The organism is Mariniflexile jejuense, assembly GCF_042675665.1.
Lineage (GTDB): Bacteria > Bacteroidota > Bacteroidia > Flavobacteriales > Flavobacteriaceae > Mariniflexile > Mariniflexile jejuense.
In genome coordinates, this window is the sequence record NZ_JBHTJI010000031.1 from 1 (window position 1) to 1,915 (window position 1,915).

Consider the following 1,915-nt stretch of genomic DNA (forward strand, 5'->3'; position numbering starts at 1 on the left):
GAGACAACAGATATTTTAGGTTTAGGAAAAGCTTCACCTGACGCCTTTACTTTTTGCCAATCAAATTTTTTATTAAATAATCTTTTAAACATATTTAGTTGGTTTTCAAATGTTGGGTAACGTTTATGTGTATGGAAAGTTGCGTGCTTGTGTGCGAGGATTTTCCGAAGGAAAATCAGAAGCAAGCAAGCAAAGCAACTAACATTGGTTTAGTATAAAACTAGCAATTTTTTATACACGGTGTTGGCAACTGCTTTTTATTGATTAATTGTTTCAATCCACTTTTTTTTGTTGTCTGATAATATTTTTTCGTCCGCAATCATAATTCCGTCTTTTTCGTAAAAAGGAAGTCCGTTATAATTGTATTCCACAATCTCTTTTTCTTCAAAGTTTTCAAATGAAGTACTTATGCTAAAGTCCTTAATCCAAATTCTAGATAAAACACAGTGAGCAATTATTCCTTTGTCTGAACTGTCAAGGAAAGGAATTAATTTGTTAGAAACACTTTTTCCAATATTTACTAAAGAATCGGCTGATGAACTGTCCATTTTTAAGACCCAAGCATAATTACAAGTTCCATATAGTTGATTGTTATTTAGTCCGTCAATAAGAGTGTCAATTTTGTCAATTTGCGAGTTAACTGCAAAACTAAAAGTTAGTGTCATTATGAAAATCAATAATTTTTTCACTTTGCTGTTTTTTTTAAGTTGTTGCCAACGGTTTTGTGTATGATTAGTGGCGTGTTCAAGCACCTAATTTAGCAAATAAAAACCGAATAGAAAATCCGCGAGGATTTTCGTAAGTAGGCGAGAACCAGCCATTAATTATACACGTTGTTGTGCCTAGTTTTTTTTCAGAGTTAATATTTCTCCTAATAGTAAATATACATTAAGGAATAAATTTTTCGCCTCTTTATAATCTACATCAGAGTGAACTCCACTTGAAACTCTTGAATATAAATTCGTTAAATTCTGTTTTAGTTTTTTTCGTCTGTTTGTGCTTTCACAATTTTGGTGAATAAATACATTTATTCTATTTAAAACGTTGTTTTCTTTTAATGAAAGGTCATTTCCACCAATATTGAAAGTTTCATCTGATGGTGGAAATATGTGATTTGCAAATGAATCAATTATTCTTCGACACGTTGTTAAAGCTTGACTTATAGATTCTGAATCACTTTCGGATAATCTAGCAACAACAGAAGGAATTTGTTCGATAATATCTCCACTATTTTCTGCTATTAGTAAATCAATATCTTTTTTATATGATTCAAATATTCCTTCAGCTAAATTGTCAAAAGTACGTTCATAATATACATTTGTAACAAAACCGTGAACTAAAGAAATTACTCTACTCTTTACACCTCCTAATTTTGCTATTCTTATAGCTGTTTCACTAATATTTGTTCTAATGTCTCTAACTATAATTCGAGCAGTATCTGCACTTGTATCTGGTATTCTTAATTGTGCAAGTTTTGTGTTTTCTACTTCAATTTTTGCTTCGACTTGCGAAAGCGGATACCAATATCCTAATTCTTTTTCTTTATCAGTCCAACGTCCTGTTAAAGTCATATATTTTTTACCTAACTCGCTATTTGAATAACCTTGCATTTCAAATTTTAGAAATGCTCTAGTTTCTGAATCATCTACATATCTAGCTAGTCTAGTTGTTTTTAAAAGAATTGATTGAGCTTCATTTCTACTCAATTCAATGTCATCCATTATTTCAGTGGCTAACTTTAATATGTGTTCTGTTTTACTTTCCATTTCTCTATTCTCAAATTAGGCACAACGTTTATGTATAAGGAAAGTTGCGTGTTTGTGCGAGGATTTTCCGAAGGAAAATCAGAAGCTAACAAACAAGCAACTAACTTTGGTTTAGCTAAAACTAGCAATTTTTTTTATACGGTGTTGCC

The 1,915-nt window shown here is 31.1% G+C and carries 2 protein-coding genes; both read right to left on the reverse strand.

Annotated features, from left to right (window positions below):
- Window positions 1–257 precede the first annotated feature (257 nt).
- Entirely contained in the window at window positions 258–689 is a 432-nt protein-coding gene (locus tag ACFQ1R_RS13075) for a hypothetical protein (protein WP_379926710.1), read from the reverse strand.
- Window positions 690–842: 153 nt separating this feature from the next.
- Window positions 843–1,766 (reverse strand): AbiTii domain-containing protein, encoded by a 924-nt coding sequence (locus ACFQ1R_RS13080; RefSeq protein ID WP_379926712.1) that lies wholly within the window; start codon window positions 1,764–1,766, stop codon window positions 843–845.
- Window positions 1,767–1,915: the final 149 nt, after the last annotated feature.